Origin of the sequence: uncultured Sanguibacteroides sp. (assembly GCF_900543425.1) — a bacterium.
Classification (GTDB): domain Bacteria; phylum Bacteroidota; class Bacteroidia; order Bacteroidales; family Marinifilaceae; genus Gabonibacter.
In genome coordinates this window covers 18805-45013 of record NZ_UQRQ01000016.1, presented here as the reverse complement: position 1 = coordinate 45013, position 26209 = coordinate 18805, and the positions used below count along the sequence as shown (strand labels likewise).

Here is a 26209-nt window from a genome sequence, read left to right as displayed (position 1 = left end):
CATCCATGGAAAAAGCTGCTGAAAAGATATTCGTGAAGTTGAAGGAAGATCTTTCAACTTACGCGGAGTTGAAGCTGGAACTTTTGAAATTACATACCTACGAGAGAGTCTCTAAAGTGATAGCGATTCTTTCGTATGGTATTGTTTTGATTTTGCTTGCTTTTTTTACCGTTTTGTTCTTATTCTTAGGATTAGGTTTTTATTTGGGAGAACTTCTGGATAATACGGCCCTTGGATTTGTTGTGGTGGCGGGGATATACCTGATCTTTTTTGTGATCATTGCCTTTTTTAAAGAAAAGATTCGAATGAAAGTGGTGAATGAAATATTAATTTCGATGATGGCTAAAGACGATAAAGATGAAGATAACGAAGTTGACCCCTCTGGAGGAATTGATCGCTGAGAAAAGAGAATTACGTTCCCGGCTTCGGGTGCAGGAAGAGAAATTAAATGACGATTTCTCTTACGTCCGGCAACATGCCGGAAGTTTGTTCCTTTCCGGACTTTCCCTGCTGTTTTTTCCTTCTTCATCCGAAGATACGGAAAAGAACGATTCTTCTTCCGGCAGCTATTTTTCTGTTTTTAAAGCCGTCATGCCTTTTGTTTGGGAAGCGGCAGTACCGATATTGATCCGTTGGTTTATAAAAAAGGTAACTTCTCTCTTTCGGAAAAAATCCGATGTCTCTTCCTAAATAAACCTTTTTATCATCTCTTTTAAGAGGGGAGCTTGTATAGGTTTGGTGATGTATTCATTACATCCGGCCTCTAAAGCTTTTATCCGATCTTTGTCGTAAGCGAAAGCTGTTAAAGCAATAATCGGTACTTGAATGTGTTTTTTCCGGATTTGCTGAGTTGCCGTCAATCCGTCCATTTCAGGCATTTTTATGTCCATAAGAACCAAGTCAGGATGAACCTCTTCCACCATCTTTATTGCTTCTGAACCGTTAAATGCCCTGACTACGGTATATTCTTTTTTGAGGATGGTAGAGATCAATATATAATTACTATCCGTATCTTCTGCTATTAAAATAGTGGATTTGTTCAAACTCTTTTCCTGTATCGTTGTATTTGCAAGCAGAACTTCCGGTTCGGATGTCTGGGAGAAAACATAGGGTATGGCAAACCAGAAGCGAGATCCGGCTCCTTTCACGGAGTCTACGCCGATGGTTCCTCCCATTTGTTCCACGATACTTTTGCATATGGCTAATCCCAGTCCGGTTCCATGAACGAACGTGTTTAGTTTCACAAAACGATCAAAAATAGAGTGGACATGCTCTTGGTCGATACCGATGCCTGTATCTTGTACGTAAAATTCAATCTGGCCGTGAGCAAGTCGATAACCTAATGTAATACTTCCTTTAGAGGTGAATTTTATGGCATTATTGATAAAGTTGAATATGACTTGATTTAAACGGTTTTTATCACTGAATAATCGACACTCTGGCTGATGGTCACCGAAAATGAGTTGAATGTTTTCCGGTGTTTTCAGCCGTGCCGCACGAATAATTTCCTGACACATCAGGTTCACGTCTACATCTCCGTTTACGAATTCAAATGTGCCGGCTTCTATCTTTGAGAGATCGAGAATGTCCGAGATCAGTTGTAATAAAAGCTCCGTATTTTCTTGTATGATATTTATATATTGTTGTTTTTCAGCTTGTTCTGAGGCTTCCAGAAGGAGATTGGAAAAGCCGACAATGGCATTTAGAGGCGTACGGATCTCATGACTCATATTGGCTAGAAAGGCGGATTTTAGCTTGTCTAATGTCTCTGCCTTAATTTTGGCTTCCGTCAATTTGGCTTCAATCTCTTTCATCTCGGTGATGTCAAAGTTAATGCCGGTCAATTCAAGGTAACGGTTGTTTTCCAACGGTCTGGAAGCAATGTCACTTCTTATCCATTTCCATTGGCCGTTTTCATCTTTTACCCGAACCTCTTTGTGCATCCGATTGATTTTTCCTTTCAGAAGGTCTTGGTATAATTTTTTTATTTCCGGTCTGTCCTCGGGATGGACATTCGGGTATATCCCGATGATATTTTCAAATTGAGAATCTTCGGAGGCTCCCCAGTTTTTGAACCATTGGCTGATGGCAAATCCTTTTTGCTGCTCTTGATTCCATCGGCAGTAACCGATTTTCGCGTAGTCGGCGATAATGGAAAAGAAGTTTTCAAACTCTTTAATTTTGTTGTGGGCCGTCAATATCTCCGTATTATCGATAATGATAAAAAGATAATTTTGAAAATGATTGTTGTTATCGTATAGAGGAGTTATTTTGATCAACAAATCTTTTATCGTATCTCGATAGGAGGTTTTGTAATATTGATGAACGTTAATTTTGGAGAAATCATACCTGACAACATAATTCACTTCTTGTTTGGCCTGTACCTGTGCTTTAATCTCTTCCGAGAAGTTCGGATTATCAAGAAAATTGACTCCCAGGAGATCCTCTTTTCGTGTTAGTCCGAATATTTCCAGACCTTTGTTGTTGATATCGATAGCGATTCCGTTTTTGTCATAGATCTCTATGCCCACGGGAATGTTTTTATATATATTTCGTAGCATTTTTTCGCTTCGATCCAATGCTTCGTGAGCCTTAACGGTTTCTGTGATATCAGAGAAAAGTGCAACAATTTCGTCTTTACCAGGAGAATAGATAATAGATCTGCAATATTTATTGCCGTTATTCAACGAATAATTGGCTTCGTAATAATTTTTTACGGACAGGATATCGGTTATTTCTTTTAAAGAGGGGCCGGGAGTTATCGGAAAGTTTAAAGAACTGGCGTTCTTACCGATAATATGGTGACGATCTCTCCCCGTGATCTCCTCAAAAGCCGGATTGGCGTCAAGATAAACGTAATCTACAGGTGTTCCCTCCCCGTCGGATATCAATTTCATACGTATATAGCCTATCGGCATGTATTGGTAGAGGTTTTCAAAATACTCTCTTTCCTTATGTGCAATTTGTTCGGAATTATGTAATTGTATGCAAATACTGATGATGTTTCCCATGGAAGCGAACCATTGATAATCTTCATTGCTCCAGGAACGATACTCTTTCATGATATTGATGCCCAGATAGCCCCAAACCCCGTCCTTGGACAGCATGGGAACCGCCATCATGGATTTTATATGTTGAGCTTCCCAACGTGTTTTCTCTTTTAACCCCTGTTGTGGAATCTCATCCAGGTTGGATAATATAATGGGTATGGAGTTCATCAATTGCCGATTCTTCCAGGGAGTTTCGTCAATACGCAAAGGCAGGTTGGCCTGTTGGTTTTGTAATGATTGATCGTTTAAGACTTCATATAAACAATATTGAGTCATATTTTTGGTGTCGTATTCGATAATATATACCCGGCCTCCGTTAAATTGCTCCTGTATATCGTGTAATATTTTTAAAATGACACTTGAAATCTCTTCGGTTTGTAAAAATGTGAGTAAAGAACGGGAAATACTGTTTTGTTGGTATAATAGGTGATTGACCTTGTTCAATGCTTTCCTGTTGGTGTCCTTTTCTTGGTCTTCAATACATTGTAGGAAACCCCAGGCGATAAGATGTCCCTTTTCGTCTTTCTCTTTTAAGCCCATTTGGGAGTGAACCCATCGTACGCCGTATTTGGTATGAATGGGAAATGTTTGCTCGTATACGTCTTGTGCTAATATGAAAGCAAATTCATTGGTAATACGTGCTTGATAATCTTCGCGTATAAATTCTTTAAAATCGTAGAAAGGGAGGATATCGGACTTTAGGTCCAATAGATCTATAATGAAATTGGAACAAGTATATGTCTTGTCATGAAAATCGGCTTTCCACCATCCCCATTTGGCCATATTTAAAAGAGCTTTAAGCTTATCCGGTACAATTTCATTTTCTTTCATATCGCTTCTATTAATTTCCCGACTAAATTAGATAATATTCATGAAATAATGATTCAGTTTTTCTATTATTTTCGTTATCTTTGCATGCTTTTTTGGATGGTCGTTTCTTGGATATCCAAATACTTTTCGGATTCGAAATATAAAAATATACCTATGTCAATGACAAGTACTCCTCATATATTGGAGACCAAACCGATTGGTAAGTTACTATTACAATATTCAATTCCGGCCATTATCGGAATGACTGTTACTTCTTTATATAATATAATAGACAGTATATTCATCGGGCATGGGGTCGGTCCTTTGGCTATTTCCGGATTGGCAATTACCTTTCCGTTGATGAATCTTGTTATTGCTTTTTCTACCTTGGTCGGGGTCGGAGGGGCTACGATCACTTCGATCTATTTGGGACAAAAAGATGCAGATAAAGCGACTCATGTATTGACCAATGTTTTATTACTTTGTATCATTAACGGATTTTGCTTCGGGGGAATTACCTTGTGGTTTTTGGAGCCTATTTTGCATTTTTTTGGGGCGAGTCAGGATACACTTCCCTATGCGCGGGATTTCATGCAGGTAATTTTGCTTGGAAACCCGATATCGTTTGTTTTTATCGGTTTGAATAATATCATGCGGGCGACGGGATATCCTAAAAAAGCCATGCTGTCGTCTCTTGTGACGGTATTTGCCAATATCATCCTGGCACCTATATTTATATTTCATTTCGATTGGGGAATTCGCGGAGCGGCTACTGCCACGATTCTTTCGCAATGCCTGGGGCTGGTCTGGATTTTAAACCATTTTCTGAGGAGGTCGAGTTTTATTCATTTCAAGTCCGGTTATTTTAAGTTACAAAAACGGATTGTTATGAGTATTTTCTCTATCGGAATGTCACCTTTTTTGATGAATGTTTGTGCAAGTACTGTGGTTATCATTTTGAATAATAGTTTTAAAACATACGGGGGAGATCTGGCAATCGGGGCTTACGGTATCGTAAACCGGGTGCTGACTCTTTTTGTGATGATTGAATTGGGGTTGACACAGGGAATGCAACCTATCGTGGGGTATAACTATGGTGCTAAACGTGGAGATCGGGTAAAAAAGACATTAAGAATCGCTTTGTTTGCCGGAGTTTCTATTATGACCTTCGGGTTCCTGATGAGCGAGATTTTTCCTCACGCGATCGTGGGTATGTTTACCGGTCATGAACAGTTGATCGAATTGGCCAACACGGGATTGAGAATTACCTGCCTTATGTTTCCTTTCGTGGGAGCTCAGATCGTCATTACGAATTTTTTCCAGTCTATCGGAAAGGCTAAGGTTTCTATCTTCCTCTCTCTTTCCCGTCAATTATTGTATCTGTTACCCTGTTTGTTGATCTTACCTCGCTACTGGGGGATTACCGGAGTGTGGGGGAGTATGCCTATCTCTGATTTTGTCGCTTTCGTGACCGCTGTGGGAACATTGATTTATTTTAAGAGGCATGCAATTTTTTTAAAAGGGATATAAAAGGAACGAACCGGAAATGAGCTAAACCGGTTCGTTTAAGAGTGTTATCTCTTCCAAAATATAGAGGGCTTACTAAAATTCAACATATTGTGTTATTTTCTATTGACAAAGATGGGTGAATTTTTCTTGATCTGCTATCCCTATTTGTGGGGAAAATTTCTTGAGGCTATCCCCATTTGTGGGGATTATTCAATCTCGTTTTGATCCAAAAGGTTGTGTAGAAGAGCATAGACCGTAAGACCGGCAATGGATTTTATACCCGTTTTGCGAGAGATATTTTTTCGATGAGAAATAACCGTGTGAATCGAAATATGATGCTGGTCGGCGATCTCTTTGTTTTGTAAACCTTTGACGACAGAAATCAGTATTTCCGTCTCCCGGTCGGATAGTTCGTAATTATCGCTACCCCCGGGAGTAGTTTCCTGATTCTCTATCGCTTGCTGTAATTTTTTGTTGATCTTCGCTCCATTGTCATATATGGAGATCGTGCCGTCGTATTGTTTTAAATTATCGGCATATACGTAGTGATATAAAAGAGCAATGAATAAGGTTTGCGAATATTGAGAGAATATGGACCTTATAGCGTGTTGACGATGAAAATCGATTACGACCGGGTTGAGTAAAACAATGTCGGGTAGAGAAGCTGTCGGGTGTTCGGAAAAATGAAATAAATCTTCAGAGCAATGGGTAATTTCAAATTCCGGAAAAGTTTGAAAAATCTTTTTTAGACCTTCCGTAACGATAGGTGAGGGCTCTATAAGGGTTATTTTATATTTTTTCCTGTTCATCGTTGTGGTTTTCTAATCGTTGGACAAACGGAACCAATATTTTATCTTCAAATAACGAATGCTTGTTCAAATCTTCTTCCAATAGAAAAAGATTGAAAAGAATTTTATTCCGGAGGTCGGACTGACAATTATCCGGTAGGTATTTGATGATAATATTTTTTAAGTCGTTCAGTTTATCTTCGATATTACTGTGATTGGCTTCAAATTGTTCGATGGAATAATTTCCCGAGGATTTACCTTTTAATAGATCCAATATATAAGGAAAGACCGTGTTTTCCTCGTAGCTCAGGTGATTGGCTACTTCGGTCCGGTAATCTTCGAAAAAACGAGTCAACAAGGCTCCCTGTTTTTGATCGTAACAACGAACAAGATTAGCGAGTTGTACCTGGATAGCGGGGATCTGGTCTTTTATGTAATAGTCGTGTGATTTCTGCAGATAACAGGTAAGATCATCGATATGAATCTGACTTAGCTCCCTTTTGTCCGGAAAATATTCATCGAAAGTATAGATGTTGCATACCAATAAGAATAGTTCGGTCGATGCTCCGTACTGTTCGCATACTTCCGCCACATTTTTATCTCCGAAGCCTAATTTTATGTTGAATCTGGGCAAGACTAACAACAACTTGAAATTGATATGGATCAAATCAGCCAGTTTCTGCTTTTCAGAAAATAATAAATGTTTCATATTTTAAAATTTGAGGCAAATATAAGTATTTATTTAGAATAAATAAAAAGAAAGATGTTTAATTGCAGTCAAAATGAGAGTCGATTTTATTTTATGGACGGGAAAGGTCTGAAAATGTCTTATGGGCTGTCCTGTTTAGACCCTGTCGAAAGTTATGGGTGAAATCTTTCAGACCTTTCCGTATTCCATTTATTCACCTGTTTCCGGAATAACGGCTCCGGAGAGAGCCATAGCTTCCTTGTTATGGAAAGTCATGACAGGTGAAACGGCTACATACGAGAATACGATGTACTCGAAAAGTTGTACGGTAGCGCGTTTTCCTCTATTCGTCAGAGATATTTCAAGTTTTATTCCCGTGTTATCTTCCGCGTATTGATCCAATCTGGAAAGATTGAGAAATTGTTTGGTCTCCAGAAGGTATTGCAAACGAGGCAATTCGTCCGGCTCAAAGAACAATGCATAATTTTGTTCTTTCCGGTTTTTTGAAAATAGATTTGTTTTCATAACGGCTTTTATAATGTGTTGTTAATAAAATGGGTCTTTTTCTCTCGAAAGAAAAAGAGTAAAACAAACAGAATAAAAACCGTTAAATCAGTAGTTTGCACAATTCGTGAAAATGATGTTTGTAATCACGGTCTTGTGATGTTTTAATGTAATTGTGAGAGGAATAATGATCGTTGTTGTTTATACACGCGTACTCCAAACGAATTCCTTCCAGGAGGATACGAACGTGGGACGGCAATTGTGAACGACGTAAGGATATTCCGTTTTGTTGCGGAAGTATGCAGTCGCTATAATAGTTTTGATAGAGTTCTTGGTCATGAACGGATTTTTCTGCCTGAACGAGTATTTGCTGGAAATGCTCTTGCTCGGATTCAGTCATCACTAATCCCATGGCTACGTTGGTTAATTGGGAAACCACCAGGATCAGAATCGTATGTAAGATAAATCTGACCATAATTTGTATTTGTCTCAAATATAATAAATAAATGACACAAAGCCAATGATTTAGATCAATTTTATGTTATTGTGTGTTAAATCTTGTAGTAAAATACAACAGACGCCTTCTCCAACGTATGTTTCCATAATTCCAGGCCGACCTGTGCCGGAAGAGCCTCTTTATCCAATTGGAGTTTCATGATGTCGAGAGCGTATACCGTAATCATATAACTATGCCAGTTATCTCCCGGAGGAGGGCATGGTCCGGTGTAACCGTAATTCCCGGTATCGTTAAGACTTTGTATGGCATCTCCGGGTGCGATATGTTTGGATATGTCACCTGCATCGGAGAGTAGTTCATGCGTGGAAAAAGGAAGGTTGAATACGATCCAATGCCAGAATCCGCTTCCGCTGGGAGCATCTTTGTCGTACATGGTAACGGCAAAACTTTTGGTCCCTTTCGGGGGATTAATCCAATACAATTGGGGGGATTTGTTCTCTCCTCCGCATCGGGGATGGGCTTGTTCCAGAGTACCGACTCCTCCCAGTTCGTTACTTTGCAGGGTAAATGTTTGGTTTTTCATATGATTTTTTTAATGATTCTGTATATAGATACTTACTGGAAGAGAAAATGTTACGTTTGACCGGGGCATATAATGAAAAATAAGATGAAATGTATTGGGGGATAATTGGTAGCCGGAAAAAGTAACGGATCCTTCAAAATAAGGTCGATATGTTTATTATATGCGATTTGAACATAAATATAAATACATTATCTTTATAAAAAATATCGAATACAAATAGAAAGTCTTATGTCAAATAGCAATCTGAATTTGAGTAGTGAAGAGATCCAAGCATCTTTTGAATATCAAAAAGATCATAATATTTGGAATTTCTATAATGAACGAGCTTTTCTCGAGCAACTTTTTTGTACCCGGTTTAATTATTTCTTGGTGATGAACGGCCTTTTCATGGGGGGCGCTTTATCTGCAAGTTCGCAACAAAATCTTATTATCATCTTAACGATAGGATTCATATTTATTACGCTTATGTCTTTTGTTATATACAGGGCATTTATTAAGTTGATAATTGTTCTCAAGATTATATATAGGCTCGGTGACAAGCATGTTTTTTGTGTAATAGATAAAGAGGTAAAATCTCAAAATAACCTATTCTCTCTTCCTGTAAATCATATTGTAGGAATCTGGATTCCTTTAGCTGCGGTACTTATTTTTCTGGTAGGTTTAATATTAGCTATTTGTGGCATTTTTAGTGTAGCGGGGTAATATCTGTCTTTGCAATTACAATAAAAAACCGGGGCTCATTAAAATGGGCCCCGGTTTCATGTTTAAGATAAAACCCGATGGGGTGAATCGTTGTATTTTTTAATTGTGTTCTTTCAGGATCACGTCGTGGGCTCCGCCTTCCACGATACTGGTGGAAGAGACCAGGGTTATTTTGGCTGTCCGTTGCAGTTCCGGGATCGTGATGGAGCCGCAGCTGCACATGGTGGCTTTGATTTTTCCTAACGTTACATCCAGGTTGTCTTTCATTTTACCGGCATAGGGAACGTAGCTGTCTACTCCCTCTTCGAATTTCAGTGATTCGCTGCCTCCCATATCGTAACGTTGCCAGTTGTGGGCACGGTTAGAACCTTCTCCCCAATACTCTTTCACGTAATTATTACCGATTTTTAATTTTTTGGTAGGGGATTCGTCGAAGCGGGCAAAATAACGTCCCATCATGAGGAAGTCGGCCCCCATGGCCAATGCGAGTACCATATGGTAGTCGTGTACCAATCCCCCGTCGCTGCATATGGGAACATATATACCTGTCTCCTGGAAATAACGATCCCGTGCCGTGGCGACATCGATAATAGCTGTCGCTTGTCCGCGGCCGATACCTTTTTGTTCGCGGGTGATACAGATAGAGCCCCCTCCGATACCTACTTTTATAAAATCGGCTCCGGCATCGACGAGGTAACGGAATCCCTCTTCGTCAACCACGTTTCCGGCTCCTACCAGTACTTCTCCGTTGTATTTTTCCTTGATCCATTTGATGGTATCCGACTGCCATTCGGAAAAACCGTCTGAGGAGTCGATGCATAATACGTCTACTCCAGCTTCAATCAAGGCAGGAACCCGGTCCATGTAATCTCGGGTATTGATTCCGGCACCTACCAGTAATTTTTTATCCCGGGTGTTTAAGAGTTCGTTCGGATTGTCCTTGTGGCTGTCGTAGTCTTTCCGGAAGACAAAATAGGCCAGATGCTGATCCTTATCGATGATCGGCAACGTATTTAGTTTATGTTCCCAAATAATTTGATTCGCTTCGGAAAGCGTCATGCCTACTTCTCCTACCGTTAATTTGGAAAAAGGAGTCATAAACTCTTTTACTTTCCTATCGGCAGGATCTTTTTCCGCTCTGTAATCCCGACTGGTGACTATACCTAACAACTTTCCGTTAGGTGTACCGTCGTCGGTAACGCCAATGGTGGTATGTCCCGTTTTTCTGGTCATCGCAATGACATCGGCTAAGGTGTTTTCCGGGGTTAGGTTGGAATCGCTGGTAACGAATCCGGCTTTGAATTTTTTTACTCTTCTAACCATTTCCGCCTGAGACTCTATGCTCTGAGAACCGAAGATAAACGATAGACCTCCGTTGCGTGCTAATGCAATGGCTAATCCCGAATCGGAAACAGCCTGCATGATGGCAGAAACAAAGGGGATGTTTAGTTCGATTGCTGACTTTTCGCCTTTTTTGAATTTCACCAAAGGTGTTCTCAAGGAAACATTAGTGGGAATACACTGTTTCGTGGTTAGACCGGGAATAAGTAAATACTCTCCAAAAGTTCTTGATACATCGTCTAAATAGATTGCCATATGATTCTCTTTTACGAAATGATTAAAAATTGTGCAAAGATAGTCAAAGCGCGGGAATTTTTAGCATTTTGCGTGAAATGTTTTTTTGTTATCGGGGATTTCTTTGAGAAATAAGAGAATAGAGCGGAAATTTCTTATATTCGATTTTTGAAATAGAATTAAATTTTAAAGGGGATGAGTTACATACACTGGGATGTAGATCCGGTTTTTGTTCGTATCGGAGGTTTTCCTATCTATTATTATAGTTTGTTGTTTATAGGGGGAACCGTCTTGTCCGTGTGGATATTGAAGAGGTTATTCCGGGAAAATGGTATTCCGTGGGTAAATTTACAGTTATTGGTCGTGTGGAGTACGGTCAGTCTTTTTATCGGAGCCCGTTTGGGGCATTGTCTGTTTTACGAACCGGATTATTTCTTGGCCCATCCGTTGGAGATTTTTTTACCGATAACGGCGAAGGCAGGAGGTGGATACCTGTTTACCGGGTATCAGGGTATGGCCAGTCATGGGGGAGCTTTGGGGTTGATTGTGGCTTTGATTTTTTATTCCAGGTGTCGTCATCAACCGGTCATTCTTACTTTAGATTACATCGCTATCGTGTTGCCTTTGGCGGCGGCTTTTATTCGGATTGGAAATTTGATGAATTCCGAAATGATCGGAATCCCGACGGCAATGGCGGGGGCCTTTGTGTTTGAACGGGTAGATGCCATACCTCGTCATCCGGCCCAGTTATATGAGGCAATGGCTTATTTGGCTGTCTTTTTCCTGAATATAGGGCTTTACCGGAAAACAGGTATGGGAAAATATCCCGGATTATACTGGGGAATCATGCTGCTTCTGGTGTTTGTGGCCCGTTTTGGTATCGAGTTCGTAAAAGAGAAGCAGATACCGCTTGAAGAGGGTATGATTCTGGATCTCGGACAAATACTGAGTATTCCTTTTATCCTTATCGGGATCGTTTTTTTGATCTATGCTTTTAAGAAAAAAGGGCTTTCCGGCCAGACTGCTTAATAAGTGAATCCGACGTTATCTACCCAGAACGTATTTCCCAGGGAACCCACGTAGGCTTCCCCGTGGCTGGAAGAGATCTTTAATATGAGGTGGGTGGGGATGTCATCCTTATCTCCCCAACCTTCTTCTATGATGGGAACCGATTTACCTTTACTGTTTACACAGTATTGGTAATTGTTTGCCGGAATTAAATCCATATAAGGTTGGAATCCGGAAACTTTGGAGGCGTCTCCGTAAATTAACTTGATCGAGTGATTGTTGACCCAGTCCGGAGTCGTTTCGGAGAAACGTTCTACTCCCGTGGCTATCCGTTTGGCATACACGTTTCCTTTTTCGTCTTCCCATCGCTTTTGCAAGATGATAAATACTTCGGCACAATCTTTTCCCGGAACTTTTGTCGTTCTCCCGAAACCGGGAGCTTTTATCCGGTCCGGATCGCCGTTGGTTTTCATCTTGTAGTCCAGAACCAGAGCCGAAGGACGTTCGGTAAAGGGGATACCCATGTTTAATTTGGCCTGGGGGTTCTTCGTGTCTTTTATGGGTTCCAGCATTTCACCTAAGAAAATGGTTCCTGAAGCCAATACCGTAATGTTTACGATTCCGAGTACCTTACAATTTTCCATACGGGTCTCCAATCGGGCGCATTGACCTTCTCCTCGTTCTTCGGGAAAAACGGTATTACTGCATTTGGTGATCCCGCTCACGTGGGCCATAACATTGGATGTCCTCCACGGAGATTGTGAAGAACGACGATAGGCGGTGGCCCCTCGAAGCGTATCGGCAGGAGCTATCTCATGAAGGGTTTTGGTTTGTCCTCCGATAACAAATGATTCTCCGATAACCCTCACCAGCCAATTATCCATATCTCCGAACGGAATTAATTTTACGTTTGAACTATCTTGGGCTTTTCCGATAACACTCCCCCAAAAAATAAAATTTAAACACAAAATACCTTTTAGTACACGGTCTATAGAATAACCTTTAAGTCTTCTCATAATTATCCCTGATTAATATCTCCTTTGGTTTACGAAAAAATGAAATTACTTGTTACTTTAGCAATATTCGTGCCGTATTAACACAAGTAAACAATAATGTTCATTTTATTTTTAATAGTTCGTTTATTTTATCGAGTTTATCCTGATTGTATAAACAGAATGGATGATAACAATTTGATTTATAAATGGTTATATTGCGGTTTCGGTTCGAGTAAGCTATGTTTCGGAAGGAGGAGAAATGCAAGAGAGTATAAACATAGTTAATAATATGTTATAAATGAGTGTGGAAATGCTATTAAGTAAGATTTTATTGTACTTTCGTCAAATATTATTTAATTTTTTAGTAAAATGCGAACATTAAAAATTGGAAATTTATCCATTTCAATACCTATTATTCAAGGTGGAATGGGGGTTGGAATTTCGCTTTCTGGATTGGCGTCTGCTGTTGCAAATGAAGGAGGGGTAGGAGTTATTTCGAGTGCCGGATTAGGGTTGTTGTATCGGAATTTATCGAGGGATTATATTGAAGCAAGCATATTGGGATTAAAAGAAGAATTGCGTAAGGCAAGGGAAAAAACAAAAGGAGTAATCGGGGTAAACGTGATGGTAGCCATGTCTAATTTTGCGGATATGGTGAAAACGGCTATTGCCGAGAAAGCAGATATCATTTTCTCCGGGGCAGGTTTGCCTTTGAATTTGCCGAGTTTTTTACCGAAGGGAAGTACCACGAAGTTGGTTCCTATTGTTTCTTCGGCTCGGGCAGCCCGGGTAATTGCCGAAAAATGGAAGAGTTTATATGACTATTTGCCGGATGCTTTTGTGGTGGAAGGCCCGAAAGCGGGAGGGCATTTGGGATTTAAGGACGAGCAGATTAACGACGAGCATTACGATTTGGAACACATTCTTCCGGAAGTGATCGGAGAAGTAAAGGAGATTGAAGAGCGTTATCATCAGGAGATTCCGGTAATTGTTGCCGGAGGAATATATACCGGAGAAGATATTCGGCATTTTATGGATTTGGGAGCCTCCGGGGTGCAGATGGGAACCCGTTTTGTAACCACGGATGAATGCGATGCTTCGGATGCTTTTAAGCAAACTTATATTGATGCGAAACAGGATGATATTCAGATTATAAAAAGTCCTGTCGGTATGCCGGGAAGGGCAATTTTCAGTAAATTTATTCAAAAGGTGAAAGAGGGACAGAAGCAACCCAAGACCTGTATGTGTAAATGTATCAAGACCTGTGATATCAGTAAGAGTCCTTATTGTATTATTTCGGCTTTGTATAACGCTTTTCGCGGAAATATGGATAACGGTTATGCTTTTGCGGGAGCCAATGCTTTTCGGGCTACTTGTATTACCTCGGTAAAAGAGACTTTTAAAGCTTTGCTGGAAGAGTTTAATAAGACTAAATAGAAGATTTGAAAATAGAAGAGGATAGGGTGTAGTCATACCTATCCTCTCTTCTTTCAAGGAAATTCCTTCGTTATATCGGTAGTAATGCCTGTTTTTATGCCGCGTAATCTTTCTCTATCTTTGCGGGGAAAATAGTAAAAGTCAGTAAATATGAAACATAATTGGAAACCGGGAACGATGATATACCCGTTACCGGCCGTACTGGTGAGTTGCGGAAATACGCCGGAAGAGTACAATATTTTTACGGTTGCCTGGACGGGTACCCTTTGTACGAATCCCCCCATGTGTTATATTTCCGTACGCCCGGAGCGCCATTCGTACCCCATTTTGAAAAAGAACCGGGAGTTTGTCATTAATTTAACGACGGCGGATATGGCCTATGCGACCGATTGGTGCGGTGTACGTTCCGGCAAAGATTACAACAAGTTTGAGGAGATGAAGTTGACACCCGGACAGGCGACTGTCGTTCAGGCTCCCACCGTGGAAGAGTCTCCCGTTTGTATAGAGTGTAGGGTGAAAGAGATTATACCTTTAGGCTCCCATGATATGTTTATGGCCGAGGTGGTTAACGTGTTGGCAGACGATAATTACCTGAATAAAGAGACCGGTAAGTTTGAATTATCGGAAGCCAGCCCATTGGTTTATGTACATGGAGAATATTTTGATCTCGGTAATAAGATCGGACATTTCGGTTGGTCGGTTCGGAAAAAAAAGAAGAAATGACCTATCTTTCTTTTCTGAAAACGAGATGTTCCAATATTAAAACTGAAATAACTCCCATGACAAACCCGTTACCGATGATGGGACGGATAAGGGAGGGAATGGAGTTTAGGGCGTTCTCCGGAGCAAAAGAGAGTAGTAGTGCAACCATGAGCGGAAAACCGATCACAATGCCGTTATTAAAGTTTTTTACGGCAGTCTCGCGGACTGTCATTTGTAAGCCGGCAGAAAGTTGTGCCGCCATCAGATAGAGTAAAACCGCTCCCATTACGACATGGGGAATATGTCCCAGTACGATTATTAATTCGGGGAAAAAAGCACATATCACGAGGCCTATACCTGCCGGGATCAGGGTATAACGGGAAGCACATCCGGTAGCCGATATGATACCCGGACTCATGGAGTAGTCGATAGGGCCTACGATACCGACCAGACCGGAAAGTATGTTGGTGATGCCTACAACTCCGACTCCTTGGGTCGTTCGTTTTTCCATCTTGTCAGCACCGATAAGTTTTCCCACGGCCTGAATAGAACCTAATTCGTTTACGATAAGTGCTATAAAACAAAAAATAAAAGAGAGAATGACTCCCGCATCGAATTCTAAAGGAAAGTTGAAAAAAGAGAGTTCTTCTGTTGGAAAGGAGGAGGGAAGAAGCGAGGATTTAGGGAAACCCTGTATGCCATAGTATAGTAAACTGCCTATAAGAAGAGCCCAAAGAACAACGGTGGATTTCCATATTCCTCGAAATACCTGGTTCCCTACAATCATGGCAAGGGTGAGCAAGATGGCAAACGAGAGGTGAAACAAGGTGTATTCGGCGTTGCCGAACAGGAGTTTTAAAATAACCGGAGAGAGCGTAATCGCTATCAGGATAAGAATAACCGTGATGATTCTGGGGGTGAATATAAATTGTAATTTAGAGAGTAATCCACTATAAGCAAGCAAAGATAGAAAGATACCTCCGATTAAAATAGCCGTGTACACGGCGGAAACGGATGCCGATGCGGAGGTTAGAACTCCGATGAGCAAGACGGAAGCCGGTCCTATGATAAGAGGTAAACGATGTCCCCATAATACCTGGATAACCAGGGCAATACCCATTATCCCGAATATCTTTTGCATGTAGAATGTTTGGGCTGCTACGTCGCTATAATGAATCTGAGATACGATGATTCCCAGAATGATGATGGAAGGGATAGATACAACAAACCATTGAAGTCCGTACATGAGTAAAGGTAATAGGGAAGGCTTATCGTTTAATTCGTATTTCATAGCTCTTTGTTTTTTGAAAAGCAAACTTACGATATAAAAGCGGGTCGAGCAAACAGTATGGAAAGTTTATTAAAATGTCGGTAAAACCGGGATACGACTGGTAATGTGTAAAATTATTTTTATCTTTAAAACTTATTAAAATAAGAAGAATGAGGTTTAAATTAATTTTGAAAGTCAATAAAAATGAGTGGGGTACGATATTGCCTTGTAACTATTTATATCCTTTGAGTTCCACCATTTATAAAATATTGAACGAAGGTAATTCCGAATTTGCCGGTTGGTTGCATGATCACGGATATATAACGGGAGAGCGTAAACAGTTTAAGCTTTTTACCTTTTCGAACTTATATATGCCCCGTTTTCAGATTTTCGGCGATCGAATGAACATCCTGTCGGAAGAGGTATACTTGATCGTCTCTTTTTATCCGATCGATGCTATAGAGGCTTTTATTGTCGGATTATTTAATAATCGTCGCATCGTAATCGGGGATAAGCAAACGCGGGTCTCTTTCGATGTGATTTCCGTCGAACGTTTGCCGGAACCTCCTTTTAGTGAAACAATGAGATTCCGGACAATCTCTCCTGTTTTTATAGATGAGAAAAGAGAAGGAGGGGGTGCTACCCGCCATGTATCTCCCGACGAACCTGTTTTTTTGAAACTACTGGAATACAACCTGCTTGAAAAATATCGTGCATTCTATCGTCAGGAACCTTCACCCGAATGGCATTTGGACCGTTTACGGATATTGTCACCCCTTAAGGCGAAGACCATAGCCATAAAAGAGGGTACTCCCCAGAGAACCCAATTGAAAAGTTATATGTTCGGGTTTGAAATCACGGGAAATCCGGAGTTATTGAAAATGATGTACAACAGCGGAGCCGGGAGGCTGGGGAGCCAGGGATTCGGTTGTATAGAGGTCTGGAAATGATCAAACAAAAAGACCGTATATCCCGAAAGCAAGAATTGTAACAAGACCCGTGTAAATGATGGTATTCGTGTATTTTATGCCGGCCGGATTTTCTATCTTGTAGCAGTCGTGTTCGTTTCGAACAAATTCCCTTATGGGTAGGCAATGTAAAGCGAATCGGTAGAGCAGGTAAACAATACTACCCGCTGTTACGCCTACGACCATACCGAAAAGAAGGTCTCCGGGGTAATGTACGCCCACGTATATTCTGGAGTAACAGGTAACAACGGCCCATAAAATGAAAAAAACAGAGAGGGCTTTATTCCTGAAAAACCACAGGATAAAAAAGGTTAAGGCAAAGGTATTGGAAGCGTGGCAGGAGGGAAAACCGTACATTCCTCCCCTTCTTCCGTTTATCAGGTGGACAATGTCCGCTATCTCCTGATTATGAGAGGGACGGGGACGTTCGAATATAGGGCGGAGGACGGAACTACAAGTTTGGTCCGCCAACGTGATGACCAAGGCAAAGGCTATTGTGGTCAAAAGGACTATTCGCCAACTGAAATTCCTGCATAAAACGTAAAGAATGGAGGCATACATGGGTATCCATATTAATTTTCCCGTGTATATGGACATAAAGGTATCCCAATAGGGAGAATGTATGGAGTTGAGATTTAAAAACAACTCTTTATCCAGTTCCTGAAGCGCTTCCAGCATAATTATAAATTTAATTCCGTAAACTTCGGAGTTATAAAGAAGCAAATTTATAATTTACAAATTATATTTCACGATGAATACTTATTTATTTACTTTGAGAACTTCCCAAATAATTTTTTCTAAGTCTTTTTTGGAATGGAGACCTAATACCTTTACCGGGTTTTCCTTTTTCGGAATAAACAGCATCAACGGAATATTTTTAACTTCCAGTAATTTTGCCAGCTCTTTCTCTTTTTCTATGTTTACTTTATAGATTTGTAACGAATCACCGTACTCTTTTTGAATTCTTGTCAGAATCGGAGACAATCGGCGGCAAGGAGGACACCAGTCGGCATAAAAATCCACAATAACCGGTTTATTCCCTTTGTAATGCCATTCTTTATCCTTCGTGTAGTCCCATATTAACTCCTTGAACTCTTTCGTGGTGATGGACTTTACCTTGGGTTCCTTAGGTGTCGAACTTGTGGTTAAAAGAAGCCCGATGATCGAGAAGAAAAATAGCGTTTTCATGTCTTAGTTGTTTTTGTAAATGTACTTGTTTTATACGAGATCGTTTATCTTATCGGATGAAAATTCTGATCGTGTTTTTCTGTTTACCGGTAATTTATTTTACGGATATCGGAGAAATATAAAGGGATTCCCCGTAAATTGATTAATTTTGAGCCAATAAATAGTCGATTATGGTACTGTTTCCAAATGCAAAAATAAATATAGGGCTTTTTATCACGGAAAAGCGACCGGATGGTTTTCATAATCTGGAGACGATCTTTTATCCGATAGGTTTATGTGATATATTGGAATTACATAAAGGAGAGATCGGAGCGGGAGAGTGTGTTTTTCATACCTCGGGTATTCCGATCGATTGCGAACCGGAGAAGAATCTGGTCATAAAAGCCTATCGCTTGTTGGCAAAAGAGTTCGATCTGCCTTCGGTATGGGTGCATTTGCACAAAATGATTCCTTTCGGTGCCGGTTTGGGGGGAGGATCTGCCGATGCTGCTTATATGTTGAAAGGAATAAACGAACTTTTTGTTTTGGGGCTGTCTGACTCTTGTCTGGAAGATTATGCCAGTCGTCTGGGGAGCGATTGTGCTTTTTTTATTCGAAACAGGCCTGTCTATGCTCGGGGGAAAGGAGAAATAATGAGTCCGATAGGGCTGGATTTAAGCGGTTATTCCATCGTGGTGGTAAAGCCGGATGGCGGAGTGTCTACACCGGAAGCTTATGCTGGAATCTCGCCGCGTGCCGCTACCTTCGATTTGCGGGAGTTACCTCTTTGTCCGGTAACGGGTTGGAAAGAACGGATACGTAATGACTTTGAGAACACGGTAGGTAAGAAACTGCCCGAGGTAAACAGGATCAAAGAAAGGTTGGAAGAGGCCGGTGCTTTGTATGCCTCGATGACGGGAAGCGGTTCCGCCGTATATGCTTTATTTAATCGAAAAATAGAGATAAAGGAGTATTTTCCGGACTGTTTTACCTGGCAAAGCGAGCAGGTCGGTAAATAGACAATGAAAAAGATCGAAGAAGCAGCTATGCCTGTTCGATCTTTGATAATTAAAATACGGTCGAAGATGAACCTTATCGTTTATCTATAAAAGCATAGATGAACGATGAAATCCCCGCGAAAATAAAACAAAGTCCCGTCCAGATAATGATATTCAATGCTCCCCAAACCGGGTAGAAAATAATCATGAAGGAGAAAATCAGCGTGAGTATTCCTCCGGTTAATATCCAACCCCATCCTCCGATTTTCAGCGAAGACATTTGAAGCGAATCGCTGATAAAGTCAATGCTTTTAAACAATAGAATGAATCCCACGATGTAAGGTAAAATGTCTTCCGTTATACCGGGGTTGGTAAGTAATATGAAACCGATGATTAAATCGATGATACCGAGCGTGAAACCCCATCCCCAATGTCTGGCGTGTTTACCGGAGAAAGCATTCAGAATTTCTCCGATACCGATAATCATGATAATGATACTGAAATAGAGGGCAAGCCCCAGGTAAGAAATTACCGGATGACGTAAAATACCGATTCCGAAGACAAATAATACGATTCCTAAAATGATGTATAACCATCGGAATCCGCCGGAACGTGTTGAAGTTGAAATTGTAGATGTTGTCATAACTGTTTTCGTATTAATATTTTGTTTTATATACGGTGTAGAACGAAAAAGTTATGACTTTTAAGTGAAAAATGTAATTAAAAAAAGTCGTCCGGCCGGACGACTTTTTAATTTGTTATTTCAACCATTTGTCTAACCAGGCGGCAAACGTGCGTTGCCATAGAATGCCGTTCTGACAACCTAAAACCCAGTGACACTCTTCCGGGAAGTAGAGGTATTGGGCCGGAATACCCCGCATGCGTGCGGCGTTGAATGCTCCCATACCCTGTGAGGCATCTATACGGAAATCCTGTTGACCGTGGATTACCAGAATAGGAGTATCCCATTCTCCGACAAACTTATGCGGTGAATTGTCGAATGTACGTTGAGCTATCTTGTTGTTTTTTTCCCAAGGTGCTCCACCCATGTCCCAATTGGCAAACCACATCTCTTCGGTGTTATAGTACTGCATCTCCATATTGAAAATACCGCAATGGGCAATAAACGCTTTAAAACGTTTGTTATGGTGTCCTGCCAGGTAATATACCGAGAAACCGCCATAAGAGGCTCCGACACATCCCAGACGATTTTCATCGATATAGGGTTCTTTCTTCATCTCGTCGATGGCAGACAGATAATCTTTCATGTTTTGCCCCGTGTAGTCTCCGCTGATTTGTTCCAGCCACTCCTGTCCGAAGCCGGGCAGTCCCCGGCGGTTCGGTGCCACGATGATATAACCGTTGGCGGCCATCATCTGGAAATTCCAGCGGTAGCTCCAGAATTGGCTGACCGTACTTTGTGGTCCTCCTTCGCAATAGAGGATGGTCGGATATTTTTTATTCGGATCGAAATGAGGAGGATAGATAATCCAGGTTAACATCTGCTTGTTATCCGTCGTTTTGATCCAACGGGCTTCTACCTTACCCATGGTCAATTGATCCAGTATTTTTTTATTGATAAAGGTAAGTTCTTCGTCTTTACCGCTTACCGGATCTACCTTATATATTTCTGCCGGTTTACTCATGGAAACCTTACCGGCTAATAAAAAGTTACCTACCGGAGTTACGGAGGTATAGTTATGTACACCTTCGGTTAATTTAGTGATAACTCCATCGTTAAGGGTCAGTTTATAGATTTCGTCGGTAGCGTGGTAGTCGGAGATAAAATAGATGGTATTGTTATCGGCCCAATTCAGTCCTCCCACGTTCTGATCGAAGTTTTGCGTATACTCTTTTTTCTCTCCCGTTTGCAGGTTCATGACGAAAAGGCGAATCTTATCGGCTTCGTAGCCGTCACGTTCCATGCTCTCCCAGGCCATTAACGTGCCGTCCGGGGAAATCACCGGATTATTATCGTATCCCATCATGCCTTCGGTTAAGTTGCGTGTTTTACCGCTACTCAAATCATAAAGGTATAAATCCGTATTCGTGGATGAGGCGTAAGCAACACCCTCTTTTTTACGAGCCGTGTAAATGATGCCTTTGTTGTCTTTGGTCCACGTGATTTGTTCTGTACCTCCCCAGGGACGAACGGGAGATTCCCATTTTTCTCCTTCCATGATGTCTTTTCCGGTGGTGATCGTCTTTCCCGGGGTATACTCTGCCACGAACGGGTGGGTATAAGTCTCTACCCATTGATTCCAATGACGGTACATCTGGTTGTTGATCAATCGGGCATTGGCTTTGGGTAGGTCCGGATGCAGATCGTGTACGTCCTGTTCTAATTTCACCTCTTTTAAAAAGAGCAATTTCGATTTATCCGGGGAATAGATATAACCTCCGATGCCGCCTTCTACATCGGTAATTTGTTTCAAATTACTGCCGTCCGCATCCATTTCCCATAATTGAACGGAACCTGATTTACTTGACATAAAAGCAATCTTCCCGTCCGGGGTCCATGTCTCACCGAATTCCTTGTAATCGGTATCGGTTAATTGCGTACTTTTTCCATCTGCCAGATTCAGCAGATACAAATCGGAATAGGAACGATCTTCTTCCTTGTTGAAATAGGTCACGTCATAAACGACGGATTTTTGATCCGGAGAGACTTGGAAACTTCCGAGTCTTCCGAAGGACCATAATATTTCCGGGGTCATAACGTCGGATGTAAGCTTCATATCCGGAGTTTTATAACTGGTTTTTACGATTTCTTTTTTGCTGTCACATGCGATAACAGACAACAAAATTAACGTAGAATAAAAATACCTTTTCATTCTTTTAGCTGTTATGTTATTAAATGAAAGAAAGGGATGCGCACACAATCCCTTTCATCGGCTTTTATGCCTGTTTATTTTCAATTTCATCCATGGCTAAGACAATCTTTTGTTTTAGCTCTTCAGCTAATTCGGGATTATCCATTACCAATTGTTTTACGGTTTCTCGTCCTTGACCGAGTTTACTTTCTCCGTAAGAGAACCAGCTACCGCTTTTTTTAATTACGTTGTATTCCACACCTAAATCCACGATCTCGCCCGATTGAGAGATACCTTCTCCGTACATGATGTCGAATTCAGCTTTTTTAAACGGTGGGGCGACTTTGTTCTTTACTACTTTCACGCGGGTATGATTTCCGAATACCTCTTCTCCGTCTTTAATTTGTCCGATACGACGGATATCCAGACGTACGGAAGCATAAAATTTTAGAGCGTTACCACCCGTTGTTGTCTCCGGATTACCGAACATGATACCTATTTTGTCCCGTAATTGGTTGATAAATATGCAGCAGGTATTGGTCTTGCTGATTGTTCCGGTTAGCTTTCGCAAAGCTTGTGACATAAGCCGGGCCTGTAATCCCATCACGCTATCACCCATCTCTCCCTCGATTTCGGCTTTGGGAGTAAGGGCGGCGACGGAGTCGATAACAATGATATCGATAGCTGCAGAGCGGATCAATTGCTCGGCGATTTCCAGGGCCTGTTCTCCGTTATCCGGTTGAGATATAAATAAATTATTTACATCTACACCCAATTTTTCGGCATAGGTGCGGTCGAAGGCGTGCTCGGCGTCAATGATAGCCGCAATACCTCCTAATTTCTGTGCTTCAGCAATAGCGTGGATGGCCAAAGTGGTCTTACCGGAAGATTCCGGTCCGAAGATTTCAATAACCCTTCCTCTGGGATATCCCCCGACACCTAAAGCTTTGTCTAAGGCAATAGAGCCGGTCGGAATAGCCGGGATATTTTCCACGACATTTTCGCCAAGTTTCATGACACTTCCCTTACCGAAATTTTTCTCGATCTTGTCGAGGGTAAGTTGAAGCGCTTTTAACTTGTCTTGGTTGGTTTCATTTGTTGCCATATGATTAATTTAAAATTTGAATTTTCGATACTGTATTTTGTTAATTTTTTATATCCAACTCTTTCAATATCTGGTTGGCATGGTCCTTCGTGTTTACCTTGGTAATTATTTTCTCCATAATTCCGTTCGGGTCGATAACAAAGGTGGTACGGATAACTCCCATGTAACTCCTTCCGTACATTTTTTTCTCGCCCCACACGCCATAGGCTTCCATGATTGTTTTGTCCGTATCGGCGATGAGGTTAAACGATAAATTGTATTTTGCGATAAATTTCTGGTGGGAGGATACGGGGTCCGGGCTTACGCCGACTACTTCGAAACCCTGAGAAGTAAGCGAAGAGTATCCTTCGTTCAGGCTACATGCCTCTGCCGTACAACCGGATGTGTTGTCCTTCGGATAAAAATAAAGTATGAGTCTTTTTCCTTTGAAATCATCAAGGGTTATCTCCTTGCCGTCCTGATTCAGCCCTTTGAAATAGGGGGCTTTTTCTCCTTCTTTTAATTGTGTCATTGTTTTTCGAATACTATGGATATTTCTACAAAAGTAGGAATATTTTGGAGATTTCAGAGGAAGTCGAAAGATAAAGTTTGAAGAAATTGAAGATTCCGAAAACAGAATTGCTACGGCGAAAAAGTTTTTTTATTTTTGTGCCTAAATACAGATCGATTGAAGATAAAGTATTACTGTATATTGCTTTTGTTTACTTTTTGTTCTTTACCGGAGAGTAAAGGAGAGGTGAAATTTCCGGAAAATTTTCCGGATTCGGCTATCGTGTTTTTGAAGAAATATTTTAAAGATATTCCCGTCATCAGGTGTGATTACATAGCAAAAGATACGGTCTACAAGGTCTATCTGAAAAATGCCGTGGAGGTGCGTTTTGCCATGAACGGGGAGTGGAGGAAAGTAGACGGGGAACTGAATCCTTTGCCGGAGAAGATTATAAAATTAATTCCGGTCGCTATTCCCCGCTATGCTGCTAAGGTATATCCCCGACGGGGAATATTGAGTATTACCCGTAACCGTGACGGTTATCGGCTGGAACTGACCAACCGGATAATTATGTATTTCAATAAAGACGGCTCTTACGAGAGATCCTTAAAGGCGAATCAAACGGACAGTGATATGGAATAATCGCTCATCGTAATGGGCCGTCACTTCCATGCGGTTTTTCACACATATGCTTTTTACGATGGACAGTCCCAATCCCGTGGCTTCCTTTTGTGTTCCGGATTTGATAAACCGGTCGAACAGATTGCCGGCAGGAAGCGTATTGTTGTGGGTATTGCTTATTCGGAGAGTGTCGGAATCCGTGTATATCTCCATTTCCCCGTTTTGCGTGTTATAACGAATAGCGTTTGTAAGCAGATTCTGTACCAAATTCTCCGCCAGTACCTCATGCAAAAAGGGGGTAAAATGCGACAAGTAGTTTTTCCGGATAGAGATATTTTTATTTTGTATGAGATCTTCGCAGGATTCCAGCAGGTGATCTATAACAAGATTAATGTCCACGTGGGTTTTGGCAATGTATTGATCATTATTGATTTTGGCGATTAATAGCATCAGGCGGTTGATCCGGGAGGCCCGGTTAACGGCACTATCGATCGCCTGTATGATGTGAAGGTTTTTTTCATTGTATATTTCCGTCTGTTGCAACAGTTCGATTTTGGTCTTTATGATGGCTAAAGGAGTTTGGATTTCATGAGAAGTATTCTCTGTCAATATCTTCAGGGAGGTATAGTCTTCGTGGATTTTAGAGACCATGCGGTCTATGATTTGGTTTAATTCGTTAAATTCGTCGACATCGCTTTTCTTGTATTGAAAATGTGTCGTGCAAGTGATATCGTACTCTCGCAATTGTTCCAGCGTTTTGGAAAACGGTTTCCATATGATGTTGATAAACCATTGGGTGGAGAACACGGAAAGGAGTAGAAATATAAGGAAAAGTACGACGAGGGAGGTCAGTACGGCAAAAAAAAGATCCTCCGCATCCAGTGTGGGTTGACAGAGGGTGATGAGGTAATTCTTACCCTTGTTCTGGAGAGAGAACTGTAAGACCCGAAAATCATTGAATTGCCCTTCGTATTCGTTGAATAATAACGAGTCTTTAAAAATAGGGTAGATGATAATATTTGTTGGGATCTCTTTGAATGTAAATCGATTATGGTGAAGTTCCAGGTTGCTGAAATGAATCAACGTGTCGTGTTCGACAACGTATTTCTCTATATTATTTTTGTACTCCGTTAATATCTCGTCCGAAGAGCGATGTACGGAAGAGGTAAAAATGAGATAATGGGATATACTCCCTATAATCAATACTGCAAGCAGCGTATAGAGATTGGTCCTTTTATATATTTTGGATAGCTTCATCAGGACAAGGTAAATTTGTAGCCTACGGCATATATCGTTTTAATATAGTCCGTGTCGCTGTGTTCCATTATTTTCTTCCGTAAATTACGGACATGCGTGTATACGCAATCCAAAGAGTCTGCCCCGATACCCAGATAATCTCCCCAGAGATGCTCCACGATGGCCTCTTTTGTCAATACCCGGTTTTTATTCATGATGAGGTAGAGTAACAGATCGTACTCTTTGGGAGTAAGGGTGACATGATTACCATTGACATATACGAAGCGGGCGTCGGGTTGAATTTTGATTTCCCCGTATACGAATTCATTTTGTCCGTTAAAAGCCACTCTTCTCAGAACGGATTTGATACGGGAGTTAAGTTCCGAAAGATGAAAGGGTTTGGCAAGGTAATCATCTGCTCCGATATCTAACCCGTTTACCTTGTCGTGAATGGAATTTTTGGCCGATATAATGATGATGGCGACATTCGAATGTAACTCCTTCAGTTTTTTAACGATACTTAATCCGTTCCCGTCCGGTAAAGTAATGTCTACCAGTATACAGTCGTATTCGTATACGTGGATTTTTTCTAAGGCCGATTCGTAGTTATTTGCCGACTCGCAAAGATGTCCCTCCTTGGACAGGTAATTTTCAATCGAATCGGCTAAATCGATTTCGTCTTCAATAATCAATATCTTCATGCTGTATCGTCTTATCTATCCTGATGACAAAA

General features: G+C 41.0%; 27 protein-coding genes. 10 read left to right on the top strand and 17 right to left on the bottom strand.

The annotated features are described in order from the left end of the window. Positions 1-5 precede the first annotated feature (5 nt). A complete protein-coding gene (locus QZR76_RS09790) occupies positions 6-401 on the top strand; it encodes a phage holin family protein (RefSeq protein WP_294142637.1) in 396 nt (131 codons plus the stop codon). Next, a complete protein-coding gene (locus QZR76_RS09785) occupies positions 358-690 on the top strand; it encodes a hypothetical protein (RefSeq protein ID WP_294142636.1) in 333 nt (110 codons plus the stop codon). Before QZR76_RS09790 ends, QZR76_RS09785 begins: the two co-directional genes overlap by 44 nt. Here the strand turns inward: QZR76_RS09785 and QZR76_RS09780 are convergent. After that, positions 687-3881: a response regulator gene (locus QZR76_RS09780; protein ID WP_294142635.1), complete on the bottom strand. Its 3195-nt coding sequence runs from the start codon at positions 3879-3881 to the stop codon at positions 687-689. The genes QZR76_RS09785 and QZR76_RS09780 overlap by 4 nt on opposite strands. A 153-nt stretch (positions 3882-4034) precedes the next feature. Here QZR76_RS09780 and QZR76_RS09775 point away from each other — a divergent pair, with 153 nt between their 5' ends. Further along, positions 4035-5390 carry an MATE family efflux transporter gene (locus tag QZR76_RS09775; RefSeq protein ID WP_294142634.1) on the top strand — a complete coding sequence of 452 codons (1356 nt, stop codon included), beginning with the start codon at positions 4035-4037 and terminating at the stop codon, positions 5388-5390. Between the two features lie 185 nt (positions 5391-5575). On the opposite strand, the gene QZR76_RS09770 is transcribed toward QZR76_RS09775, so the two are convergent. The 5 genes from QZR76_RS09770 to QZR76_RS09750 form a co-directional block, all read right to left on the bottom strand. Then, a complete protein-coding gene (locus tag QZR76_RS09770) occupies positions 5576-6178 on the bottom strand; it encodes a response regulator transcription factor (RefSeq protein ID WP_294142633.1) in 603 nt (200 codons plus the stop codon). Continuing rightward, positions 6159-6866: a hemerythrin domain-containing protein gene (locus QZR76_RS09765; protein WP_294142632.1), complete on the bottom strand. Its 708-nt coding sequence runs from the start codon at positions 6864-6866 to the stop codon at positions 6159-6161. Before QZR76_RS09765 ends, QZR76_RS09770 begins: the two co-directional genes overlap by 20 nt. 189 nt (positions 6867-7055) lie before the next feature. Beyond that, a complete protein-coding gene (locus QZR76_RS09760) occupies positions 7056-7370 on the bottom strand; it encodes a hypothetical protein (RefSeq protein ID WP_294142631.1) in 315 nt (104 codons plus the stop codon). Between the two features lie 82 nt (positions 7371-7452). After that, on the bottom strand, positions 7453-7824 hold the full coding sequence (locus QZR76_RS09755) for a hypothetical protein (RefSeq protein WP_294142630.1): 372 nt from the start codon (positions 7822-7824) through the stop codon (positions 7453-7455). Positions 7825-7900: 76 nt separating this feature from the next. Then, entirely contained in the window at positions 7901-8389 is a 489-nt protein-coding gene (locus QZR76_RS09750) for a YbhB/YbcL family Raf kinase inhibitor-like protein (protein ID WP_294142629.1), read from the bottom strand. Positions 8390-8617: 228 nt separating this feature from the next. On the opposite strand from QZR76_RS09750, the gene QZR76_RS09745 reads away from it, so the two are divergent. Further along, entirely contained in the window at positions 8618-9091 is a 474-nt protein-coding gene (locus QZR76_RS09745; protein WP_294142628.1) for a hypothetical protein, read from the top strand. A gap of 99 nt (positions 9092-9190) precedes the next feature. Here the strand turns inward: QZR76_RS09745 and QZR76_RS09740 are convergent, their stop codons facing one another. Beyond that, a complete protein-coding gene (locus tag QZR76_RS09740; protein ID WP_294142627.1) occupies positions 9191-10687 on the bottom strand; it encodes an IMP dehydrogenase in 1497 nt (498 codons plus the stop codon). A gap of 174 nt (positions 10688-10861) precedes the next feature. Here QZR76_RS09740 and lgt point away from each other — a divergent pair, with 174 nt between their 5' ends. Further along, complete coding sequence (gene lgt / locus QZR76_RS09735) at positions 10862-11695, top strand: prolipoprotein diacylglyceryl transferase (RefSeq protein WP_294142626.1); 834 nt, start codon at positions 10862-10864, stop codon at positions 11693-11695. On the opposite strand, the gene QZR76_RS09730 is transcribed toward lgt, so the two are convergent. Further along, entirely contained in the window at positions 11692-12690 is a 999-nt protein-coding gene (locus tag QZR76_RS09730; RefSeq protein ID WP_294142625.1) for a PCMD domain-containing protein, read from the bottom strand. The two genes, lgt and QZR76_RS09730, sit on opposite strands and share 4 nt — an antisense overlap. 348 nt (positions 12691-13038) lie before the next feature. Between QZR76_RS09730 and QZR76_RS09725 the strand changes: the two genes are divergently transcribed. Continuing rightward, positions 13039-14106, top strand: coding sequence for a nitronate monooxygenase family protein (locus QZR76_RS09725; RefSeq protein WP_294142624.1), 1068 nt, complete (start codon positions 13039-13041; stop codon positions 14104-14106). Between the two features lie 150 nt (positions 14107-14256). Continuing rightward, the gene (locus QZR76_RS09720; protein WP_294142623.1) at positions 14257-14829 is read left to right on the top strand and encodes a flavin reductase family protein; all 573 of its coding nucleotides are present in this window, start codon (positions 14257-14259) and stop codon (positions 14827-14829) included. A gap of 1 nt (position 14830) precedes the next feature. Here QZR76_RS09720 and QZR76_RS09715 read toward each other — a convergent pair whose 3' ends face one another. After that, positions 14831-16099, bottom strand: a complete 1269-nt coding sequence (locus tag QZR76_RS09715; RefSeq protein ID WP_294142622.1) for a purine/pyrimidine permease — start codon at positions 16097-16099, stop codon at positions 14831-14833. Positions 16100-16248: 149 nt separating this feature from the next. Between QZR76_RS09715 and cas6 the strand changes: the two genes are divergently transcribed. After that, positions 16249-17028, top strand: a complete 780-nt coding sequence (cas6, locus tag QZR76_RS09710; RefSeq protein ID WP_294142621.1) for a CRISPR-associated endoribonuclease Cas6 — start codon at positions 16249-16251, stop codon at positions 17026-17028. On the opposite strand, the gene QZR76_RS09705 is transcribed toward cas6, so the two are convergent. Both QZR76_RS09705 and QZR76_RS09700 read right to left on the bottom strand, forming a co-directional pair. Beyond that, positions 17029-17724, bottom strand: coding sequence for a phosphatase PAP2 family protein (locus QZR76_RS09705; protein WP_294142620.1), 696 nt, complete (start codon positions 17722-17724; stop codon positions 17029-17031). Between the two features lie 81 nt (positions 17725-17805). Continuing rightward, entirely contained in the window at positions 17806-18234 is a 429-nt protein-coding gene (locus tag QZR76_RS09700) for a thioredoxin domain-containing protein (RefSeq protein ID WP_294142619.1), read from the bottom strand. Between the two features lie 170 nt (positions 18235-18404). Here QZR76_RS09700 and ispE point away from each other — a divergent pair, with 170 nt between their 5' ends. Continuing rightward, positions 18405-19232: a 4-(cytidine 5'-diphospho)-2-C-methyl-D-erythritol kinase gene (ispE, locus tag QZR76_RS09695; protein ID WP_294142618.1), complete on the top strand. Its 828-nt coding sequence runs from the start codon at positions 18405-18407 to the stop codon at positions 19230-19232. A 73-nt stretch (positions 19233-19305) separates the two neighbouring features. Here ispE and QZR76_RS09690 read toward each other — a convergent pair whose 3' ends face one another. The 4 genes from QZR76_RS09690 to bcp form a co-directional block, all read right to left on the bottom strand. Continuing rightward, positions 19306-19854: a DUF308 domain-containing protein gene (locus QZR76_RS09690; protein WP_294142617.1), complete on the bottom strand. Its 549-nt coding sequence runs from the start codon at positions 19852-19854 to the stop codon at positions 19306-19308. Between the two features lie 115 nt (positions 19855-19969). Beyond that, the gene (locus QZR76_RS09685; protein WP_294142616.1) at positions 19970-22045 is read right to left on the bottom strand and encodes a S9 family peptidase; all 2076 of its coding nucleotides are present in this window, start codon (positions 22043-22045) and stop codon (positions 19970-19972) included. Positions 22046-22109: 64 nt separating this feature from the next. Continuing rightward, on the bottom strand, positions 22110-23129 hold the full coding sequence (gene recA, locus QZR76_RS09680) for a recombinase RecA (protein WP_294142615.1): 1020 nt from the start codon (positions 23127-23129) through the stop codon (positions 22110-22112). 40 nt (positions 23130-23169) lie between these two features. Then, positions 23170-23640, bottom strand: coding sequence for a thioredoxin-dependent thiol peroxidase (bcp, locus tag QZR76_RS09675; protein ID WP_294142614.1), 471 nt, complete (start codon positions 23638-23640; stop codon positions 23170-23172). Positions 23641-23796: 156 nt separating this feature from the next. Between bcp and QZR76_RS09670 the strand changes: the two genes are divergently transcribed. Continuing rightward, a complete protein-coding gene (locus tag QZR76_RS09670) occupies positions 23797-24261 on the top strand; it encodes a PepSY-like domain-containing protein (RefSeq protein ID WP_294142613.1) in 465 nt (154 codons plus the stop codon). On the opposite strand, the gene QZR76_RS09665 is transcribed toward QZR76_RS09670, so the two are convergent. Both QZR76_RS09665 and QZR76_RS09660 read right to left on the bottom strand, forming a co-directional pair. Next, a complete protein-coding gene (locus tag QZR76_RS09665; RefSeq protein ID WP_294142612.1) occupies positions 24226-25497 on the bottom strand; it encodes a HAMP domain-containing sensor histidine kinase in 1272 nt (423 codons plus the stop codon). The two genes, QZR76_RS09670 and QZR76_RS09665, sit on opposite strands and share 36 nt — an antisense overlap. After that, on the bottom strand, positions 25497-26177 hold the full coding sequence (locus QZR76_RS09660; RefSeq protein WP_294142611.1) for a response regulator transcription factor: 681 nt from the start codon (positions 26175-26177) through the stop codon (positions 25497-25499). Before QZR76_RS09660 ends, QZR76_RS09665 begins: the two co-directional genes overlap by 1 nt. Positions 26178-26209: the final 32 nt, after the last annotated feature.